We start from the raw sequence: 324 nt of genomic DNA, 5'->3' as shown, positions 1-324 counted from the left end.
CCGATCTGCTACATGTAGATATATGGCTTTACATAATAATGATAATTATTATCTCATCGGCGAAAGAGTAAAAGTTGAAAACGAAAAAGAAATAGGAGTTGTTACTCGTATTGATTTTGACAATGGACTTATTTATGTTTTATTTAAAAGAATGAGAGAAGTTATTTATAATTATCCTGAAGTTTTAGAAAATAATATTATTAAACCTTTTTTATTGAAAAAATAATCTTTTCTATTAAATTAAATTTTTATTTTAATGTCGTTTTATCAAAGAAATAGTTGTTTTTATAAAGGCTATTTTTTTTATTTATTAAAAAAATATTA

General features: G+C 20.7%; 1 protein-coding gene. It reads left to right on the top strand.

Annotation, left to right across the window (positions count from 1 at the left end; genetic code table 11):
• A partial coding sequence (locus RI76_RS02210) for a hypothetical protein (protein WP_425311471.1) occupies positions 1-226 on the top strand: 226 nt, incomplete at its 5' end.
• Between the last annotated feature and the right edge of the window lie 98 nt (positions 227-324).

The sequence above is a fragment of the Milkweed yellows phytoplasma str. MW1 genome, assembly GCF_000309485.1.
Lineage (GTDB): Bacteria > Bacillota_I > Bacilli_A > Acholeplasmatales > Acholeplasmataceae > Phytoplasma.
This window is presented reverse-complemented; position numbering and strand designations above follow the sequence as displayed.